At 43.6% G+C, this 15,445-nt stretch carries 18 protein-coding genes; 4 read left to right on the top strand and 14 right to left on the bottom strand.

Annotated features, from left to right (window positions below; genetic code table 11):
* Positions 1 to 46: 46 nt before the first annotated feature.
* From JCM16456_RS00535 to JCM16456_RS23500, 8 genes are all read right to left on the bottom strand, one after another.
* Entirely contained in the window at positions 47 to 1,051 is a 1,005-nt protein-coding gene (locus JCM16456_RS00535) for an NAD-dependent epimerase (RefSeq protein ID WP_068711444.1), read from the bottom strand.
* 31 nt (positions 1,052 to 1,082) lie between these two features.
* Positions 1,083 to 1,892, bottom strand: a complete 810-nt coding sequence (gene mutM / locus JCM16456_RS00530; RefSeq protein WP_068711442.1) for a bifunctional DNA-formamidopyrimidine glycosylase/DNA-(apurinic or apyrimidinic site) lyase — start codon at positions 1,890 to 1,892, stop codon at positions 1,083 to 1,085.
* Between the two features lie 105 nt (positions 1,893 to 1,997).
* The gene (locus tag JCM16456_RS00525) at positions 1,998 to 2,495 is read right to left on the bottom strand and encodes a hypothetical protein (protein WP_068711440.1); all 498 of its coding nucleotides are present in this window, start codon (positions 2,493 to 2,495) and stop codon (positions 1,998 to 2,000) included.
* A 156-nt stretch (positions 2,496 to 2,651) separates the two neighbouring features.
* Complete coding sequence (gene rpmG, locus JCM16456_RS00520; protein ID WP_001051801.1) at positions 2,652 to 2,819, bottom strand: 50S ribosomal protein L33; 168 nt, start codon at positions 2,817 to 2,819, stop codon at positions 2,652 to 2,654.
* 13 nt (positions 2,820 to 2,832) lie between these two features.
* Positions 2,833 to 3,069, bottom strand: coding sequence for a 50S ribosomal protein L28 (gene rpmB / locus JCM16456_RS00515; protein ID WP_068711438.1), 237 nt, complete (start codon positions 3,067 to 3,069; stop codon positions 2,833 to 2,835).
* 605 nt (positions 3,070 to 3,674) lie between these two features.
* Positions 3,675 to 4,349, bottom strand: a complete 675-nt coding sequence (gene radC / locus JCM16456_RS00510) for a RadC family protein (RefSeq protein WP_068711436.1) — start codon at positions 4,347 to 4,349, stop codon at positions 3,675 to 3,677.
* A gap of 93 nt (positions 4,350 to 4,442) precedes the next feature.
* Positions 4,443 to 6,122, bottom strand: a complete 1,680-nt coding sequence (locus JCM16456_RS00505; RefSeq protein ID WP_068711434.1) for a methyl-accepting chemotaxis protein — start codon at positions 6,120 to 6,122, stop codon at positions 4,443 to 4,445.
* A gap of 105 nt (positions 6,123 to 6,227) precedes the next feature.
* Positions 6,228 to 6,395 (bottom strand): hypothetical protein, encoded by a 168-nt coding sequence (locus JCM16456_RS23500; protein WP_156430415.1) that lies wholly within the window; start codon positions 6,393 to 6,395, stop codon positions 6,228 to 6,230.
* 267 nt (positions 6,396 to 6,662) lie between these two features.
* On the opposite strand from JCM16456_RS23500, the gene coaBC reads away from it, so the two are divergent.
* The 3 genes from coaBC (at position 6,663) to lpxL (ending at position 9,557) form a co-directional block, all read left to right on the top strand.
* A complete protein-coding gene (gene coaBC / locus JCM16456_RS00500) occupies positions 6,663 to 7,862 on the top strand; it encodes a bifunctional phosphopantothenoylcysteine decarboxylase/phosphopantothenate--cysteine ligase CoaBC (protein ID WP_068711432.1) in 1,200 nt (399 codons plus the stop codon).
* Positions 7,863 to 7,956: 94 nt separating this feature from the next.
* Positions 7,957 to 8,547: a nucleoid occlusion factor SlmA gene (gene slmA, locus JCM16456_RS00495; RefSeq protein WP_068711430.1), complete on the top strand. Its 591-nt coding sequence runs from the start codon at positions 7,957 to 7,959 to the stop codon at positions 8,545 to 8,547.
* A gap of 59 nt (positions 8,548 to 8,606) precedes the next feature.
* Positions 8,607 to 9,557 carry an LpxL/LpxP family Kdo(2)-lipid IV(A) lauroyl/palmitoleoyl acyltransferase gene (lpxL, locus tag JCM16456_RS00490; RefSeq protein WP_068711428.1) on the top strand — a complete coding sequence of 317 codons (951 nt, stop codon included), beginning with the start codon at positions 8,607 to 8,609 and terminating at the stop codon, positions 9,555 to 9,557.
* A 99-nt stretch (positions 9,558 to 9,656) separates the two neighbouring features.
* On the opposite strand, the gene pyrE is transcribed toward lpxL, so the two are convergent.
* Entirely contained in the window at positions 9,657 to 10,298 is a 642-nt protein-coding gene (pyrE, locus tag JCM16456_RS00485; RefSeq protein WP_068711426.1) for an orotate phosphoribosyltransferase, read from the bottom strand.
* 134 nt (positions 10,299 to 10,432) lie between these two features.
* Complete coding sequence (rph, locus tag JCM16456_RS00480; protein ID WP_068711424.1) at positions 10,433 to 11,149, bottom strand: ribonuclease PH; 717 nt, start codon at positions 11,147 to 11,149, stop codon at positions 10,433 to 10,435.
* Between the two features lie 213 nt (positions 11,150 to 11,362).
* On the opposite strand from rph, the gene JCM16456_RS00475 reads away from it, so the two are divergent.
* On the top strand, positions 11,363 to 12,229 hold the full coding sequence (locus tag JCM16456_RS00475; RefSeq protein ID WP_068711422.1) for a YicC/YloC family endoribonuclease: 867 nt from the start codon (positions 11,363 to 11,365) through the stop codon (positions 12,227 to 12,229).
* 60 nt (positions 12,230 to 12,289) lie between these two features.
* Here JCM16456_RS00475 and JCM16456_RS00470 read toward each other — a convergent pair whose 3' ends face one another.
* The 4 genes from JCM16456_RS00470 to JCM16456_RS00455 all read right to left on the bottom strand — a co-directional run bounded on the left by JCM16456_RS00470 (position 12,290) and on the right by JCM16456_RS00455 (position 15,229).
* Entirely contained in the window at positions 12,290 to 12,901 is a 612-nt protein-coding gene (locus tag JCM16456_RS00470) for a helix-turn-helix transcriptional regulator (protein ID WP_068711420.1), read from the bottom strand.
* Positions 12,902 to 13,050: 149 nt separating this feature from the next.
* Positions 13,051 to 13,200 (bottom strand): hypothetical protein, encoded by a 150-nt coding sequence (locus JCM16456_RS23495; protein ID WP_156430414.1) that lies wholly within the window; start codon positions 13,198 to 13,200, stop codon positions 13,051 to 13,053.
* 133 nt (positions 13,201 to 13,333) lie between these two features.
* Positions 13,334 to 14,143, bottom strand: a complete 810-nt coding sequence (locus JCM16456_RS00460; protein WP_068711417.1) for an EAL domain-containing protein — start codon at positions 14,141 to 14,143, stop codon at positions 13,334 to 13,336.
* Positions 14,144 to 14,476: 333 nt separating this feature from the next.
* Complete coding sequence (locus JCM16456_RS00455) at positions 14,477 to 15,229, bottom strand: EAL domain-containing protein (protein WP_068711414.1); 753 nt, start codon at positions 15,227 to 15,229, stop codon at positions 14,477 to 14,479.
* Between the last annotated feature and the right edge of the window lie 216 nt (positions 15,230 to 15,445).

Below are 15,445 nucleotides of genomic sequence, written 5' to 3'. Positions count from 1 at the left end.
CCATACATAAAGTGAGCCATTTCGGCTCACTTTCCATAAGGCTTACTTAGCAACCGTAATACTCTTTATACCAATCAACAAAGGCTTGTACGCCTTCTTTTACCTTGACCTGAGGTCGGTAATCGATAGCCTTAAAGAGATCTTCGGTATCTGCGTATGTAGCATACACGTCACCTGGCTGCATCGGCATAAAGTTTTTCTTCGCTTCAACACCTAATGACTCTTCCAGTGCTTCAATGTAATCCATCAGTTTTACTGGGCTACCGTGTCCAATATTGTAAATACGGTAAGGTGCCGAACTGCTGGCTGGCGATCCTTGCTCAACATTCCAATCTTCTTGGCGAGTTGGGATCACATCTTGAATGCGTAGAATACCTTCAACGATATCATCAATGTAGGTGAAATCGCGCTGCATGTCGCCATTGTTGTACACATCAATCGCTTCACCTTTAACAATGGCATTGGTGAATTTGAACAGCGCCATATCCGGACGTCCCCACGGGCCATAGACCGTAAAGAAGCGCAAGCCAGTGGTTGGTACATCATAAAGATGAGAATAGCTATGAGCCATCATTTCATTGGCTTTTTTGGTCGCCGCATAAAGAGAAACTGGGTGATCAACAGAGTCAGAGGTATCAAATGGCATCTTACGGTTTAAACCGTAAACAGAACTGGAAGAGGCATACACTAAATGCTGCACTTTGTTGTGGCGACACCCTTCAAGAATCGTTAGATGACCCACTAGGTTACTATCGGCATATGCCATTGGATTTTCGATGGAATAACGCACACCGGCTTGAGCGGCTAAGTGAATAACGCGATGAAATTGCTCCGTTGCGAATAACTCGGCAATGCCTTCTCTGTCGGCGAGGTCCAGCTCTTTAAACGTAAACAGTTCATGCTCAATACGTTTTAGGCGATCCATTTTAAGAGAGACAGGGTAGTAATCGTTTAAATTATCGATTCCCACCACTTGGTGACCCAAAGCACAAAGGCGCTGAACAACAGCCGAACCAATAAAACCAGCAGCACCAGTCACCAAATATTTCATAAAAGCTCCCTTAATTTATTTACTAATTAGATTAACGTTGGCACACGCGGCAGAAAAAGGTATTTCTCTGGCCTATTTTTTGTTCAGCAATGTCAGCCCCACATTCAGGACACGGTTGACCGGCTTTGCCATACACTCTTAACTCTTGGGCAAAATAACCGGGCTTGCCATCTGCTTGAGCAAAATCTTTTAAGGTCGTGCCGCCTTGTTGAATCGAATGTTCCAATACTGTTTTAATTTCTTGTACTAACGTATGCCACTCAGCTGCAGATAAGGACCCCGTTTCTCGATAAGGCAAAATGTGCGAGGTAAACAAAGATTCATTAGCGTAAATATTCCCCACCCCAACCACGATTTTGTTATCCATAATGAACTGCTTAATTGCGACACGTTTTTGCTTGGCGCGCTCAATCATATACTCAGCGGTAAATTCATCGCTTAATGGCTCAGGGCCGAGATTGGCTAACACCGCGTGCTCTTGCCCTTTATCGCACCATAACCATGCGCCAAAACGGCGAGGGTCATTGTAACGCAGTACTCGGCCATTACTCATAAACAGATCAACATGGTCGTGTTTACCGGGAGCCATTGGCGCATCCAATACTCGTAGTGAGCCCGACATGCCAAGATGCACGATGGCCGTTCCCACATCGGTTGCCAATAATAGATACTTAGCGCGCCGTGTAATGTGACGAATCACCTGCCCTTCAAGCTTTTTCAAGTCGTAAGGGATCTCCCATCTGAGTTTTGGGGTTCTTACTTCAATGGATTTCACCGTCACTCCAACTAAGTAAGGTGAAATACCTTGGCGACTCACTTCAACTTCAGGTAATTCCGGCATGGTCTATCAATCCTCAGATAAATGTTTAGCGATCTTGAAAGGCTATTTTTAAGTGACTACTTCACGTGAATATAGCGATCTCATCTTAAATACAACTGGACGATGCTATTTAGCGAGATAAGGGATGATATAACTTTTCGCGACAGAAATCGCAACCCATTGGCCTTGCCAAGTATGAAACAACCAAAACTTATCTGTTTGATAGTACGTCACTCTTTGCGGTTCTTCTTGGTCTTGGTACCACACTTCTACGGTTCCTGGATTACCCAGCTTAGGTTCGAGTGACTGCATGGTGTTCTCATCGATAACCGTACCACTTAACTCTTGCCAATGTGTCACAAGTTCGAGTGGGGCAATGGGGAGCGACTGGCTGGCTTGCCATTCACCTTGAGCATTTTTCGTTAATGAAAACTGGGCAAAATTCAGTTGATGCAGTTCTTTATGGTGATTAAGAACATAAGGATAAGCCGGGGCCGCCTCTTCAGGGGGAGCAATCAAATAGGATTTGATTAAGGTTGGTAAGTTAAGGACACCCATAAATAAAATCACCAAAACAATCATGATATTGTTCCAGCGACGTCGTTTTGATGGCGCTACACGCATGGGGAATCCTCTTTACTAAACACGACCATACGTCTTTGAATTATCTTGACGCACTATGAGTGAATATAGCTAAAGGTAAAGCATGAAGTCCAGATAATAAAAAACCCAACCGGAAGGTTGGGTTTTATTTACACTCTGTAAAGAGACTTAAATCAATTACTTGATTTTAGCTTCTTTGTACACAACGTGCTGGCGAACTACTGGATCGTATTTTTTGATCTCAAATTTGCCTGGCATGTTACGTTTGTTTTTGTCAGTAGTGTAGAAGTGGCCAGTACCTGCTGAAGATACTAGGCGGATTTTCTCACGAATGCCTTTTGCCATGGTCTATTTCCTCTTAAACGTTTTCGCCGTTTGCACGCATATCAGCAAGAACAGCATCGATGCCTTTCTTGTCGATGATACGCATGCCTTTAGCAGATAGGCGTAATTTAACAAAACGTTTTTCGCTCTCTACCCAGAAACGATGAGTTTGTAGGTTCGGCAGAAAACGACGCTTAGTAGCATTTTTTGCGTGTGAACGGTTGTTACCCGTTGCTGGACGCTTACCAGTTACTTGGCATACTCGGGACATGAATGTCTTCTCCAAATCGTTTCAGCTCGATATCAACCTTGCTTGGCCGAACCTCGGTCAGAGGTTAAAAACCATTATGGTAAATCCATACAAGGCTATCAAAGGTCGCGCATTATACTAACTTGCCATGCATTGCTCAAGACCCGAACAGATCCTTTTTGCAGGATTCACTGATCTTTTTTCTCTGGCGAGCTGAGTTGGGGTTTAAAAATGTTTGCGAATAGTATCAGATTTTAGCCAACTAACAAGGGAAAAAGTAATAGAGTGACACAAGCTAATACTATGACCCGCTTTATAAAGTTAATTATATCGCCACCAAAATGGTCATTATCTGCCAAGCTCCTTGTTTTTTAGGATTTATTTACTCTAACTCGAGCATTTTTTTGCTTGCAGATTTTTTATTTGTTGAAAAAAACGCCACCCAAATTTGTTGTAATCACGGGGCATAACGAGCCAACTACTGACCTTTTTTTGTAAATTTTCCGGTTTGCGGAACCAGATCCTTAATCCTAAGCAATATCGCTAAATTTGATCGTAAAAAATTTCTCAATGGGCTAAGAAATATTTCATTTTGACGATTTATTCACCAAATTCACTCGCATGATTTAAATCCATCCGCGCTCAACAAAAGAGATAACTTCACCATCACCGACAACAAAATGGTCTAAAACACGAATATCCACCAATGAAAGGGCATCGATAAGCCGAGTTGTGATTCTGCGGTCAGCATGACTTGGTTCGGCAATACCCGATGGATGATTATGAGCAAGAATGACCGCCGCCGCATTATGATGCAGCGCTCGTTTCACAACTTCACGAGGATAGACAGAAGCAGAATCGATCGTGCCTTCAAACAAAATTTCATCTTGAATCACTCGATGCTGATTATCGAGAAATAATAAATAGAAGGCTTCACGCTGGCGATCGCGCAGCACGCTTGAGAGATAGAGCTTAGTTTGGTCGGGACTGGTGAGCGCATCGCCTCTTTGCAGCGTTTCTGCCAGAAAACGTTGGGTCATCTCAACCACAGCTTGCAGTTGCACAAACTTAGCTACCCCCAATCCTTTGCGCGAACAAAATTGTTCTTGAGACGCGCAAAACAGAGCCCGCAATGAGCCAAAATCATTCAACAAGTGATCTGCGAGTGTCAGCACATTCATTCCTTGTGTTCCTGTGCGTAAAAAAATCGCCAGTAGCTCCGCATCCGATAACGAGTGAGCACCTCGCTTTAACAATTTTTCTCTCGGCAATGAATCGCTGGGCAACTGTTTGAGTTTCATAAACGGGCTCCTTATCTCAGAAGCCCTATCAAGGCAAAAATCGCGAATAAGCTCAATTACTCGATGCGATCCTTTGGAGTCACTTCACTTAACTTAGATCCTAAAGTTTCCTACCAAGGCACTCATTTCATTACCTGAAGATGCTAAAGATTCTCCAATCACCACAGACTGATGAACGCCATCCCCCAATTCATTCACGATTTGCTGAATGTGGACAAGGTTCTGATTGATGTCTTCTGCCACCAAACTTTGCTCTTCTGCCGCTGATGCGGTTTGAATGCCCATTTCTTGAATGGTATTGACCACCTGAGCAATGCCCGCCAAGCTTTCTCGGATCGCTTGTGAATCTTTCGCAGTTTGCTCACCACGCTGCTGACTGACCTGCATACTCTTGACGGCTTTTTCTACGCCGTGGTTGAGGGTTGTCAACATATCACCGATTTCTTGGGTACTGACTTGTGTTCTGCCAGCAAGTGAACGCACTTCATCCGCTACTACTGCAAAACCTCGTCCCTGCTCACCCGCTCGCGCCGCTTCAATTGCGGCATTAAGGGCGAGTAAGTTGGTTTGCTCGGCAATATCACCTATCACACTTAAAATCTTAGTGATTTGACCCGCTTGTGCGCTCAATTCAGAAATCGCATCCGATGTGGTATTAACTTCTTTCACCAACGCATCAATGCCTTTCACTGCATCATTTACTTCATGTTGAGCTGCAGAGTTCTGTTCATTTGCCGATTCAATCGCATGCGCTGTGGAGTTGGTGTTTTGTGCGACTTCTCGCGCAGTGGCACTCATTTCGGTGACTGCCGTCACCACTTTATCGGTTTCTAAGCTGTGCTCACTCATCTGTTGGTTGGCTTGAGCATTCTGTTGATTGAGTGACACCACCGCTTGCGCGATACCTGTTTCTGCTCGACTAACGTCTTTGATCATGGCATGGATTTTATCCATAAACTGGTTGAAGGCTCGCGCAGCATCACCAATTTCATCTTGGCTTTCTACAGCAAGGCGGGCGGTTAAGTCCCCCTCACCTGTTGCGACATCCTGTAAAGATTCAGCAATGTGTTTTAGCGGCTTAACTCCTCGCGCCACCAGCACACTCACCACAATAATCGTAATGATTAACCCGAGCACCGATAAGCCAATCGCATACCAAGTTTGAGAATAAAGCTGCGCCTCACGAGCGCTACGATAGGCGGCCACTTGATGATCGATGTCATCAATATAAACCCCTGTCCCGAGCACCCAGTCCCATTTCGATAGGTACTGTTGATAACCCAGTTTTTGCACTGCTTTGTGTAACGACGGTTTATTCCAAGAGAACTCAAGATACCCATCACCTTGCTTCGCCGTTTTGATGATTTCTTGAATGACGAGTAAACCATTTTCATCTTTCAAGCCATAAAGGTTTTTGCCCTCTAAACTTGCATTCATGCCATGCAGTACCGTAATGCCTTGCGAGTTATAGCCAAAGAAATAGCCGTCGTCGCCAAAGCGCATGGCTTTTAGGATTTGCTTCGCCAACGCTTGGTTTTCTCCATGCTGATCGGCATCGTAAAGAGGCTTAACCGCTGTAACGCCCATCAATATGTAGGATTTAAGCTCCGCTTTGCGCGTTTCAATTAAGTCGTGACGATATTGGGTTAACTCTTGTTTTAAGTTTTGCACTCCGCTGCGATAGAAAACCCAAGTCACAATAGACGTAATCACCACAAGCGGAATAACGGTAAGTAAGAGTAATTTGGTCTTACTGCGTAACGAGATCGCCATAAAATATCCTTTGATATGCTCTGTTCTTATACCCAAGTAACCTCAAGATGCGGTTTCAGCGAGAATGTATTCGCTCATAGGCAAGGCACCGATTTGAATACCTAGTTATTCTACGTAGAAAATCGATAACGCAGCATAGGAGCGAATACAACTCGCCCCTTGGGAGCTCATCAACAAGCCCATTTCTGCGCCCAATGACGTTGAAAGGGAATGACCATTCCTGCCGTCATTGAGCTTAACCTGTGCTCGTTGATGAAGCTCTGAAGTCTGCATCTTGAGGTCATTTGGGTATATTAGATCCTTGCAATAGCCTTAAGCTAAAGAAGGTGGCTGCTTTTCATTGCACCAAACCCAAACCACTTCAAATGCAACGAGTTGTTTATAAGCAACTATCTCATATTCGAGAATCAAGAAGGTTGACGGCGTTTATATTTTACTCAATTAGATTTCTTTTTTGTTTTCTGATGAGGAGTTAGCCTTGCTCTGACATATTTTGGGAGTTGTGCTAGCATAGCGCTCAGAATTTTTGAGGAACCCAGAATGCAAACATTAGCAGGAAAAAAAATTCTGCTTGGTATCAGTGGCGGTATCGCTGCTTATAAATGTGCAGAGTTAACACGCCGCCTTATTGAACGCGGTGCAGAAGTCCGCGTGGTAATGACTAAAGCCGCGGAAGCGTTTATTACTCCATTAACCATGCAAGCGGTATCGGGAAAGCCTGTCTCTGATAGCTTATTTGACCCAGCAGCAGAAGCCTCCATGGGGCATATTGAACTGGCAAAATGGGCCGATCTCGTGCTACTCGCACCAGCAACTGCCGATTTAATCGCTCGTATCAGTGCCGGCATGGGCAATGACCTATTATCGACATTAGTTCTCGCAACGGATGCGCCAGTTGCAGTCTCCCCAGCGATGAATCAGCAGATGTATCGCAATGTTGCCACTCAAGAAAACCTTGCCACCCTAGAACGTCGCGGCTACACCATTTGGGGGCCAGATGCCGGCGAACAAGCGTGTGGTGATGTCGGCCCTGGCCGTATGCTTGACCCAATGGAATTAGTGCATCGCTGCGAAGATTTCTTTGGCCCAAAGCCTCTTGAAGGGAAACGTGTTCTGCTCACTGCAGGTCCAACTCGTGAAGCACTCGACCCCGTTCGTTACCTCTCAAATCACAGCTCAGGCAAAATGGGCTTTGCCATTGCACAAGCCGCTGTGAAACTGGGGGCTAAAGTGACGCTAGTGGCCGGGCCGGTTACGTTAGCAACGCCAGCTGGCGTGCAGCGCATTGATGTCATCTCGGCAGTCGACATGCACCAAACGGTAATGAGTCATGCTGCGTCACACGATATTTTTATTGGCTGCGCCGCAGTGGCAGATTATCGACCAGAATCAATTGCTGAGCACAAAATCAAAAAAACCGCTGAGAATGATAACCTTGTCATTACTATGGTAAAAAATCCTGATATCGTTGCATCCGTTGGCGCGATGACAGAAAACCGACCTTTTACGGTTGGCTTCGCAGCAGAAACACAGGATGTGGAAAAGTACGCTCGCGATAAACTGCTCAAGAAAAATCTCGATATGATTTGTGCTAACGACGTTTCTATTGCTGGTCAGGGATTCAATAGTAACGATAACGCGCTCACCATTTATGGTCGTGATTGTGAGCAAAGCTTGCCTTTAGCAAGTAAGGCACAACTCGCGCAGTCCCTGATGCTATTAATTAATAACAAGCTTTAGAGCAACAAAACAGGACGTATTGAATGCAATACGTCCTATCAACGATCAAAGTTCTCAAGATAACGTAGTGGTAAGCATAAGGAATAATCGGGTTATGGCCGGCACTAAGAAATCGAATCGTCGTGAAGAAATTCTCCAAGCCTTGGCGGAGATGTTGGAGTCCCACGAAGGCGCATCGCGCATCACAACAGCTAAGTTGGCAAAACAAGTCGGTGTATCCGAAGCGGCGCTCTATCGCCATTTTCCAAGCAAAGCTCGCATGTTTGAAGGCCTAATTGAATTCATCGAAGAGTCGTTAATGACCCGAATTAACCGTATTTTTGATGATGAGAAAGACACGCTAAATCGCATTCGTCTCGTGTTGCAGTTGTTGCTGGCGTTTGCAGAACGTAACCCTGGCTTGACACGAATTCTCTCTGGTCATGCTTTAATGTTTGAAAATGAACGCTTACGTGAGCGCATTAACCAACTTTTTGAACGGATTGAAACCTCACTACGCCAAATTTTACGTGAACGTAAGATTCGTGAAGGTAAATCATTTCCTGTCGATGAAAGCATTCTTGCCGCGCAATTACTTGGTCAAGTAGAAGGTAGCCTCAACCGTTTTGTTCGCTCCGATTTTAAATACCTTCCGACTGAAAACTTCGACCAGTATTGGGAACTGTTGAGCGCTCAGCTGCTGTAAGATGACGACGTAAAGTCGACTATTTTCAACATTAACAATCTAATTTGTAAGTAACACTAATGAATCAAAACGCAAATGTAGACAATCCTCAATTCACTTATGCTCTATTAGCTCCCAAATATTGGGGAGTATGGATTGGCTTTGGTCTTTTGGCTCTGTTTGTTAATGTCTTGCCTTATTCATGGCTACTCGCTATGGGAAGAAGCTTAGGCAAATTCTCCATGCGCTTTGCTAAAGGTCGTGTCCACACGGCGCGCCGTAATCTTGAATTGGCATTCCCTGAAATGAGCCAGCTTGAGATTGACCGCTTTATTTCGGAAAACTTCAAAAATACTGGAGCCGGTTTGGCTGAAACAGGCATTGCTTGGTTTTGGCCCACTTGGCGTTTTAAACGTCGGATTGTCGAACACAATACTCAACCGCTACGTGAATACGAAGACCAAGGGAAAGGCGTTTTACTCTGCTGTGTACATGCACTGAATCTCGAAGTGACTGCTCGCGCTTTTGCAGTGATTGGCTTACCAGGTTATGGCGTATTTCGTCCACACGATAATCCAGCCTACAATTTTATTCAGTATTGGGGCCGCACTCACAATGGTAATCGCGTCGTTGACCGTAAAGATTTAAAACAGATGGTGCGCGTGATGCGCGAAGGATACCGCCTGTTTTACTTGCCTGATCATGACTACGGTAGAAAGAATGCTGCTTATGTACCGTTATTTGCTGTAGAGGACGCGTGTACAACAACGGGTACCAGTATTTTGGCAAAGCTCAGTAAATGCGGCATTGTGATTGGCTCTGGTTTTAGAAATCAAGACGGTAAGTACGACCTTATTGCCGATAAAGCTATCGATGCTGATTTTCCTCAAAGAGACGCCGTTGCCGCTGCAGGATATATGAACAAGTTTGTTGAAGAACTTATTCTGCGCGCACCAGAACAATGGATGTGGCTCCACCGCCGCTTTAAACATGAAGCTAATCCTGACTATAAAGGACGTCGTTATCAATAGGCAGTATCCAACAGTCCGATATCAAAAAGCAGATACAAAAAAAGCGCCCTACGGGGCGCTTGGTCTTAGTGCACTTTATCCTAAATTAAGAACAAGTCATTAGATACCGTATTGAGCACGGTACTCTTTTACGGCTTCTAACTGCTGAGCGTTTGTTCCACGCTCTTCTAGATACGAGATCAAGTCTGCAAGGCTAACAATCGAAATCACTTGGCAACCAAAGTCGCGTTCTACTTCTTGAATCGCGGACAATTCGCCTTTGCCTTTCTCTTGGCGGTCAATCGCCACCAGCACTCCGGCCAAATCAGCACCATGATGCTGGATAAGATCCATCGATTCACGAATGGCGGTACCTGCAGTAATCACATCATCAACCAGCATAATACGGCCAGCCAATTCACTACCGACTAGATTGCCACCTTCACCGTGATCTTTTGCTTCCTTACGGTTAAAACAGTAAGGCGTATCGATGTTGTGGTGATCAGCCAATGCGACTGCTGTAGTGGTTGCAATTGGAATCCCTTTGTAAGCAGGGCCAAATAGCACATCAAACTTAATGCCAGAATCGGCCAATGCCGCAGCATAAAAACGGCCTAGACGAGCCAAATCACTTCCGGTGTTAAACAGACCAGCGTTGAAGAAATATGGGCTTTTACGTCCGGATTTCAGAGTAAACTCACCAAATTTCAGCACTTCACGCTCTAGGGCAAACTCAATAAACTCACGCTGGTACGCTTTCATTTTAATCTCTCTCTTTCTACCTAATGTGCTCTTTGAATGTGTTCCCACCACCGGATGGCGTCCAAACCATTTCCCCCTGGTGGTGAGAAAAACGCAAAAAAATAGCCCCTTAAATAAGGAGCTATTTTTAAAAACTAACTGGCCAGTGCCTCTTTTTGCACTTGAACAATATCAGCAATGCCTTTCTTGGCGCTCTCTAATAATTGCATTAACTGCTCATGACTGAACGGTTCACCCTCTGCGGTGCCCTGAATTTCAATCATCTTACCCTCTTCAGTCATCACCACGTTCATGTCGGTATCTGCATTAGAGTCTTCAACATACTCTAGGTCACACAACACGTCGTCACCCAAGATACCCACAGAAACTGCAGCCACTAAACCTTTCATTGGGTTTTTCTTTAACTTGCCGTTGTTAACCAATAGAGCAAACGCATCGGCCATGGCCACACATGCACCTGTGATTGATGCTGTACGAGTGCCGCCATCTGCTTGGATAACATCACAGTCAACGGTAATCATGATTTCCCCCATGGTTTCAAGGTCAACCACCGCTCGCAAGCTACGTGCGATCAATCGTTGAATTTCCATGGTACGTCCACCCTGCTTGCCGCTGGCGGCTTCACGGCGAGTACGTGAATGCGTTGCGCGTGGCAACATGCCATATTCAGCGGTCACCCAACCTTTACCTTGACCTTTAAGCCAACGTGGCACGCTCTCTTCAACCGTTGCATTGCAGAGCACTTTGGTATTACCAAACTCTACCAACACAGAACCTTCTGCATAAGCGGTGTAATTGCGAGTGATTTTAATAGGACGTACTTGATCAGCCGCGCGGTTGTTTGGACGCATAATTCTCTGCCTTAGTTGGGTGAGATGTAATCGATTGGGCGCAGATTATAGCGGAATTTCCTAGCGCTTCCTACCCTATGAACAAGCACAATTGCAGAAATCCCTTTTCCTTCATCAGTGCCAAATCGGTAAGCTAATTCCTTGGCAACAATCTATGTTACTATGAGCAAAGTTTAGAAATTGCCTTTTAAGTTTGAAGCTAAGGACACATTGATGATTTACAGCATGACCGCGTATGCACGCAAAGAAGTGAAAGGTGACTGGGGCAGTGCCGTTTGGGAAATTCGTTCGGTTAACCAGCGTTATTTGGAAACCTACTTCCGTTTACCAGAACAGTTCCGCGGTCTAGAGCCTGTACTGCGCGAACGTTTTCGCCAACGTTTAGCGCGCGGTAAAGTGGAATGCAGCCTAAGATTCGAAGCCAACCAAGCCGCACAAAGCGATTTAATCATCAATGAAGCCCTTGCAGAGCAAGTGATTAAAGCCGCAAACCAAATCATGCATATGACCGGTGAGCTTAGTCGCATTAATCCATTCCAAGTCATGCAATGGCAAGGGGTTATGGAAACACCTGAGCAAGATATGGATGTGATCAACAAAGCACTGCTAGAAGCATTCGACGAGGCCGTGACGGAATTTATTGAAGCTCGAGGCCGTGAAGGCGCCAACATGAAAGAGTTGATTGAACAACGCCTCACTGCGATTAGCGAAGAGGTCGTCAAGGTTCGAGCGCGCATGCCAGAAATCCTAGAATGGCAACGTGAACGCCTCACCACTAAATTCGAAGAAGCGAAAGTGGAAATGGATCCAACGCGTATTGAGCAAGAAATGATCCTATTGGCACAAAAATCCGATGTCGCTGAAGAGTTAGACCGTTTAGATTCGCATGTGAAAGAGGCTCGCAACATCCTGAAAAAAGGTGGCGCATGTGGCCGCCGTTTAGATTTCATGATGCAAGAATTCAACCGTGAATCGAACACACTAGCGTCAAAATCTATCAGCACGGATATCACTGCTTCAGGCGTGGAACTCAAAGTGCTTATTGAACAGATGCGTGAGCAGATTCAGAATATCGAATAAATTCCAACCAGTTCTAAAGTATCCTCAAGGCCCTTAATTTTAAGGGCTTTTTTCTTTCCGTTACTCAGAGATAAGAAAACTCTGCTTTTTTACCTCTGATGGTGCGATACCATAATGCTCTTTAAACACTCGAGAGAAATAGGAGTAGTGTTTAAATCCACACTCTGTAGCGACTTGAGTTGCCTGTTCTCCACGGTGAATACGAACAAAGGCCTCTTTTAAACGCAATGAATTGAGTAGCTTATTAAAACGAGTGCCGGCATTAGATAAAATCCGATACAACGTCATCTCTGATACCGCGATTTCATTAGCCACATCCTTCATATGCCAATCTCGCCCTAAATCCGCTTGTAATACACTGAGCACTGCATCCATTCTATCGACTTCTATCTTGTGGCGAGGCTGATAAAGAATATTGCACTCTTTCGCCACCTCTCGAATAAACGGCAATAAAAGTGACCGATAAATCAGTATTCTCTTTTCTTTGGATAACAAAATGAGCTCATTGTAAATATCAATGGCTTGGCCACCTTCTATTTTATAACCAAATATTTTAGGCAGCTTATTTAGCGAGAGCTGCTGAACATACTCTTCAAACTCTGGATGAGATAAAGAAATATTCTGTATTACAATATCTTTGCTCTCATCGATTTTATACCCAAGTAACCTCAAGATGCGGTTTCAGCGAGAATGTATTCGCTCTTAGGCAAGGCACTGATTTGAATACATAGTTATTCTACGTAGAAAATCAGTAACGCAGCATAGGAGCGAATACAACTCGCCCCTTGGGAGCTCATCAACAAGCCCATTTCCGCGCTCAATTACGTTGAAAGGGAATAACCATTCCTTCCGTAATTGAGCTTGACCTGTGCTCGTTGATGAAGCTCTGAAGTCTGCATCTTGAGGTCATTTGGGTATACACATGGAAATTCCAACTGATGAGTAAGCTGGAATAAAAATGAGCCCATCATGGCTATTATGTGCGATCACTTCATTGTTGTGAGCAATGAACCCTTGCGCATTATCGATGCGAACAAAATTGTATCGCGTAACATAAATAGACTCATTGATCACTTTATCTTGAATATGAGTCGCTAAATACATTTATAAAATCACAGGCTTAAGGGTATTTTGAGTGGATAACTCTTGATGATTTGAACTGGACTCTAGGTGAATCTGTTGTTCTTGGATCATACGATTTGCTTGAGCAAAATCTACTGGATAAGAATAGAAGTAACCTTGAGCCAAGGTATTGTTTAGAATTACAAAGTTTCGCTGAAAGTTGGTTTCTACGCCTTCTACAATCACTTTAGAAGTGTAGAGTTTTAAAATACCAACCAAAGGAGACAGTTTCACTTCGTCACCAATAAAGTAGAGGAAGTTCTTATCTACTTTGATGCCGTCCCATGGAAAAATATCTAAACATTGGTTGTTCTCTTTTTGGCTCACATCATACTCATCTAACCACACCTCAATACCCGATGATTTCAAAGATTTAAGGTTATTAATGAGATCTTTTGATGGAATGTAAGAAGCAATATCGCCTACTTCAATGACGTAATTACCTCGACGATTATTGATCAAGCGCTTGATGAACTCACCATCGTATAAGCAGGATACTGGAATGTTAAATGTTAGCTTGATATCCGATTCAACTAGATGTTCTGCAGCATAAGACATCTGTAGAATCAGCAATTCTTTCATGAAGTTATCATCTATACTGTCAAAAAAGTCATCGTTAGCATAGTACTCACCTGAGTGAAAATGTACCTTGGATAATAACTCAAATGCATAAACTGACTTATTCTTTGGTCGAAAAATTGGCTGCAAACAAAATTCAAATGCCGCCAATTCTTGGCAATCACGATCAAGAATAATGCATCTGTCGTTATAGAATTTAAATAGGTATTCCATAAATTAAACTTCCAGTTATAGATATTGTGAATAGCACTCTACTGAGAGGCGTTTCTCTTTTACAGATAAAACATCAAAAGTACATTTTTATGAATGACTTTCTTAAGTGTCGCCATTTTGACACATAAGCAAAATTATGACGTTTAAGTAGAGATATTAGATTCACTCACTATAAGTGACAGATATTATTATGGTTAATTGTAAGCTTACATATTGCGAGAAACTAAATTAGACAGACACATATATATGATATCATTTGAATAACCATCAAAACAACGATGTTAATAATCATTAGTATGAGTAATAACTCTAAAAATATTTTACTTAATAATATTACGCATGTTGGCGATCTGAAATGAAAAACTCTTCCATATCACCCATGGCTGTTGGGTAGCCATAGTAATTTCCTTGTGAATAGAGTTGATTAATTTGAGCCGACTGTTCTCCTGCTGGACGAGTAACGTCAGTTAAGATGATTTTTTCGACATAAGCTCTCAGCTTAGCAAACAGGCTCAATGGGGCTTTGTTATGAATAAAAGTGATAGAAAAATCGGGGTTAAGTTTAACGCCGTCCCATAATTTTAGTTTTAGAAACTGGTTGTGCCGAGGATTTCTTGGATCATAAGCATCAAGCCACAACTCCACGCCTCTGCGCTTCAATGCCTTTATATTGCTGATAAATGCTGGAGCTTCGCTAGAGTCGAGATAATACCCATTCAATTCTAAAATTAAATTGTCTGAAGAGAGTTCGAGTAGTTCTGCAACGAACTCATTGTTACTGAGGTCTTCCAAATCCACGTTGAATGACACTTTTTGATGGTACTGCTTAACAAATTGAGCACCATGTTTTAGCTGGCATAACACCAACTTGCGCATGCATTGTTCATCCATTTCAAGGAAAGGGTTGCCACAGCCGTACTCTTCACCACGGTTAAATGAGACTTCAGAAAAATACTCAAAACAGTAAATACTTTTCTTATCAGGGCCATACACCGGCTGTAACGATCCCATCAAAGCCAGTAACACTTCGCCATTAGGGCGATATACCACACATTCGTCGTTCTGTTGTTCAATAAGATGATTCATGGTTATCAAAGCAGAGATAATCGCATACAGCTCAAAGGCAATCGGCTTATATGCTTATGTAAGACATGACATGCTGAACTCGACCAACAGTGAGATTATTTGGTCATGTTCATCCAAACTGTTTATTACCGGAAAATTAAATAAAAAATTAAAAACCGAATAAAACGGAGGTCATCCTATACAGCTAGATGGCATTTGAATATCGAGAAACTGTCA

The sequence above is a fragment of the Vibrio tritonius genome (genome assembly GCF_001547935.1).
Lineage (GTDB): Bacteria > Pseudomonadota > Gammaproteobacteria > Enterobacterales > Vibrionaceae > Vibrio > Vibrio tritonius.
This window is presented reverse-complemented; position numbering and strand designations above follow the sequence as displayed.